Annotated in this window: 4 protein-coding genes and 1 pseudogene; 2 read left to right on the forward strand and 3 right to left on the reverse strand. The window is 38.3% G+C overall.

Translation table 11 applies throughout. The annotated features are described in order from the left end of the window. Positions 1 to 200 precede the first annotated feature (200 nt). The 3 genes from FFR48_RS26075 to FFR48_RS26085 all read right to left on the reverse strand — a co-directional run bounded on the left by FFR48_RS26075 (position 201) and on the right by FFR48_RS26085 (position 3302). On the reverse strand, positions 201 to 341 hold the full coding sequence (locus FFR48_RS26075; RefSeq protein ID WP_162501970.1) for a hypothetical protein: 141 nt from the start codon (positions 339 to 341) through the stop codon (positions 201 to 203). 172 nt (positions 342 to 513) lie between these two features. Further along, positions 514 to 2550: an NACHT domain-containing protein gene (locus FFR48_RS26080; protein WP_096572939.1), complete on the reverse strand. Its 2037-nt coding sequence runs from the start codon at positions 2548 to 2550 to the stop codon at positions 514 to 516. Positions 2551 to 2648: 98 nt separating this feature from the next. Continuing rightward, positions 2649 to 3302, reverse strand: a complete 654-nt coding sequence (locus tag FFR48_RS26085; protein ID WP_236104193.1) for a hypothetical protein — start codon at positions 3300 to 3302, stop codon at positions 2649 to 2651. A 50-nt stretch (positions 3303 to 3352) separates the two neighbouring features. Between FFR48_RS26085 and FFR48_RS26090 the strand changes: the two genes are divergently transcribed. Continuing rightward, a complete protein-coding gene (locus FFR48_RS26090) occupies positions 3353 to 3493 on the forward strand; it encodes a hypothetical protein (protein ID WP_162501971.1) in 141 nt (46 codons plus the stop codon). A 122-nt stretch (positions 3494 to 3615) separates the two neighbouring features. Beyond that, a pseudogene (locus tag FFR48_RS26095) lies at positions 3616 to 3834 on the forward strand (ISH3 family transposase); the annotation flags it as partial. Positions 3835 to 4030 lie beyond the last annotated feature (196 nt).

A 4030-nucleotide genomic window follows, 5' to 3' on the forward strand; every position in this document is an offset into this window, starting at 1 on the left:
GGAGGCATTGCAAGAGTGTTAAGATATCAAACATGGGCTGTGTGTGGCTTTCGAGTTATCGTTGTGGAAGACTATAACTCTACTACATCAGCCCTCTTTTTATACTCTTTTTTTGGCTAAGGTATTGAGTATATCAGACAATTTCACTTGTGGGTTGCAGATTGCATCTTGAATATTTTTAAATAGGCTCATTATTTTTATCAGTTTAGCTGTTTTTCACCAGATGCGATTACATTAGTCTCCATTGTTTGCTGGTTGTTGTCGCCTTGCGCCGCTTGCATACCACCGTACACATTACCGCCGCTTACATTTTGGGAAATTCCACCAGGATTATTAGTCATTATATTTACCTTTTCTATTTAGAAGCTTGAATAAAAATTGAGTATAGCTCACGAAGACAAATCCAGTGATGGTATCAGCTACATCCAAGCGCAGATTTTCATGGCTCAAGCCTTCGATAAATTTGAAGGCGACGGGATTGGCGATCGCCTTGTGTGAGTTGGTAGTATCTGCTTAATTCCGTTTGCACTCTGTTTGAGCGAAGTGGTCTTGCAGCAGTTTGTGGATGAAGCGGTAGCGACCACCAACACGCTGAAGAAATAATCGCTCAGTGCAGTAGTCGAGGAATCGGGCGTAGTTCCAGGGGATGTAGCCGTTGAAGTAGAGGACGAGGCGTAGGGTAAAATGCTGCATACCACCTTGACCACCACTTGCTGAACCACACCCGCATACTGATGCAGCCAGTAAACAAACTACAAGACTAGTGAACTTAGGTTGAGTAAAGATGTTGCTGAGAGTTTGCGAAGCTAAACCCTGTATCAGAACAAAAATGAGTAGGATGCTTAGGGTAATTACAGCCGAGTTCTTTGCAGACTCCAAAATTCCTTGGTTTGGTTTTGTTCGAGTTTGGATATCAGCTTTTAACCCATTAATTAGTCCAATAATCACACCACTAATTAAGCCAAAAAACGCCCCGGCAATCAAACCTCTGCCACTCAGCCTTAAAAAAAATTCACCAATTAATGCACCAATCAATCCAAAACTAAGTCCAGTAAGTAGTCCATAGATTATGTTTTTAAATAAATTTTTACCTAGTTTATCAGTAAAATTAAAACGAAATGATTCAACAGGTCTAATTTCCTTAAACCCACCAATTAGTCCGCCAATGAGCCCAAAGGTTAGACCAACATTTAGTTCACCAAATGTCCCAAAAATCATTCCAACTATCAAGGCACTAAGCATCCCAAAAGATATTCTATAAGTCCATTTTTGTCTATTATTTATCAACCAAGACAATTGCATTTTTTCAATCAAAAATTCAGTTTTGGATTCTTTTTGTAACTGCTGTGACAAAAACAGTAACCACCGTCGTGTTTGCTTTTCACTCGGAGGTTTTTTCTTTCCATAAGAACGGCTTTTAAATCCCTGAGACTCCATTTGTGGAGTCACAATATCTCGTCTTATTGCCGTTTCCCAGTAAGTACCAAAAAGGTATTCCAGTCGTGTTTGAGTTGATGTAAGTGTTTTCCACTCTTGAAGAGATAAAGCTTTATGCAATGAGATAAATCCTAAAATTGATAAAAATAGAGATGTTCTCAGCAACTTTAATAGCTCTGTATCAACTTGTATTATTCTCCATAATTCTAGTTGGTTTAGCCTTGTTAAATATGCCTGAATTTGTTTATCTGTAAGTGGTTGTAGAAAAATTGCTCCATTTAATTGCAGATTGATTTTATAATTTGTGTATTCTTCCGAGCGACTACAAACCACTAAATACTGCGATCTCCATTCACTTTGCAAAAATTTATTAATATTATTGACACAAGCTTCCTGACGTGCTGACTCTAGTTCATCCAACCCATCCAACATTGGTAACAACTTGGCATCATCCAACCACTTTGCACCAATATCCTGACGCACTACATATTTCGACTTTAATTCCAGCACCAACCAATCCCGCATCGACTGCTTATCATACTTCCAAGCCGAGAGGTTAAACAATACTGGAATTGGATAATCAGCATCTTGTTCTGCCCGTGCAATTAAAGCTTTCGCTAAATCTAGCATTGTAGTAGTTTTCCCAGCACCAGGATTTCCCAGAATTAGCAACTTACCTGCAATTTCTTGGGAGTCAAAAATTTCCAAAATTGTTGTGGTATCTGGGAGAGGTTCAGCAGGCTTTAGTCCAATTTTTATCTCAGCATCCCAAGGTCTTTTTACTTGTTGAGGTTGTGATTCTTTCCCCAAATTAATCAGCACAGCATTGTGTAGAGATTGCCTTAACCGGGAAGTCACTTCTTCCTTAACTGAGGCTAATAGTATCCGCTCGTTCTTTGGTCGATCAGGGTTGCCTACTGGGGTTGTTGTCTGCTGCCCAAAGAAAAAATTTAAGGTATTACCTAGCCAGTTATTGTTCCCCTGATTTTGGATATTATCATTACCTATTGCAGCCTGCTGTCCACCACCGAACGTTGAATTATTAACCTCCTGTCCTATACCAGTTTCAGGCAAAGATGCTTGATTATCGTCAGGAGACTTCGGCTGATCCATAGTTAAAATTTGATAGCAATAAATAAAATGCTTTTTCACACCAAACCAATTTTGGATTGTTCTAAATTGATCTAGTGTTCCTAATTCAAGTTAATAATTTATTGATTGTTTTTATTCCAATCATCTAAAGCAGCAATGACAAAGCTGGCTGCGGGATGACTGAGGGCTTGTTCTAGAGCCGCCGTACCACCAGCCCTCAACGCACTGATTGTTTTCTGCATTAAAGTTGGGTTATTTTCGATGCGTTGTGTGGCTTCTGCTGCCAGTGCCATTTTTCCTGACATTGTTTCAGTAGGATAAGACTGGCTTAACTGCTCTAGCAATGCCTGAATTTCTGCTGTGGCTTCTGCAAGGTTTTGTTTTTGTTCTGATGAAGAATAAGTGGTTGATGTTTGCACGTTATTATTACCCTGTGCTGCTTGCATCCCACCATACACATTACCACCACTTACATTTTGGGAAATTCCACCAGGATTATTAGTCATTGTATTTACCTTTTCTATTTGGGTGTTTGAATAAAAACTAGGACGCTCAAGTGCCTTCATTACCATATTCTCTAATCTGCGGATTTGATTATCTTTTTCTGCTAAAAGTAATTTAATTTCTCTGTCCGGCAAGGCTTTTATCTCATTGTAAGTGTCAAAATATTCTGCACTCAGTTCAGACTTATCAGCCTTTGCTGCGGTCTTAGCACATTCGTGACAAGTTAAGGAAAAGGGAAGATTGTCAAGGGTAGTATTAACAGAGATCAAAAGAGTGGGAAACTCAATCTAGACAAGTGATTGAGGAATTTAGTCTAGCCATGACCAGCAGTAAAAAAAGCAACAGAGACCATGCCAAAAAGAAACAGCGACCAATGGTGGAAGATGAAGTAATAGCAGAGCAATTGGAAAGATTACTGACCAGTAAACCAAAAAGTTTTTCTCCGAAGAGCGATCGCTAATGGTTATCTACGTACACGCTGTCAGATAAAGTACATAAAATATAAATAATGCTTATAGTGCTATCAGGGTTATCCAAAGATGAGATAATGAAAGTAGTGTGTCACATATTGGTTGAAATTAATTGATTTTTCCATCAGAACATTTGGCTTTAACGGATTCGGAAACCCTGGAAGAAGTTATTGAATGTTTAGCAGAGAACTTCTCAATTAAAACTCAAGGTGGATTTGACCAACAAACGTTATTTGAAATTTTAGTAAAAGCAGCAAGTAGTGGGGATAGCATTGAGAACACAGCGAAAAAGTTAAAAAATGTACCGACAGCAAATGATGTTAGATACCACTAAATTATGTATACAAATTCATCGTATCAGATATAGAGACGATTTTACATTGAAGTTATGTGTTGTTACTAGACAAAACTTCCCACGAAAGATTATTATAAAATCTGAATGCAACATAAGTGATGTTATGCAAGAAGTCTAAGAATTGTAGAAATACCAAAAGGGTGTAATTATGGCAAGAAAGTCCAGAGATTTT

Origin of the sequence: Sphaerospermopsis reniformis (genome assembly GCF_005402885.1) — a bacterium.
Classification (GTDB): Bacteria; Cyanobacteriota; Cyanobacteriia; order Cyanobacteriales; family Nostocaceae; genus Sphaerospermopsis; species Sphaerospermopsis kisseleviana.

What these genes read in the sequence shown, in the direction of transcription:
- FFR48_RS26075 (WP_162501970.1), bottom strand. Translation starts at nt 341, where the DNA reads ATGACTAATAATCCTGGTGGAATTTCCCAAAATGTAAGCGGCGGTAAT.
- FFR48_RS26080 (WP_096572939.1), bottom strand. Translation starts at nt 2,550, where the DNA reads ATGGATCAGCCGAAGTCTCCTGACGATAATCAAGCATCTTTGCCTGAA.
- FFR48_RS26090 (WP_162501971.1), top strand. Translation starts at nt 3,353, where the DNA reads ATGACCAGCAGTAAAAAAAGCAACAGAGACCATGCCAAAAAGAAACAG.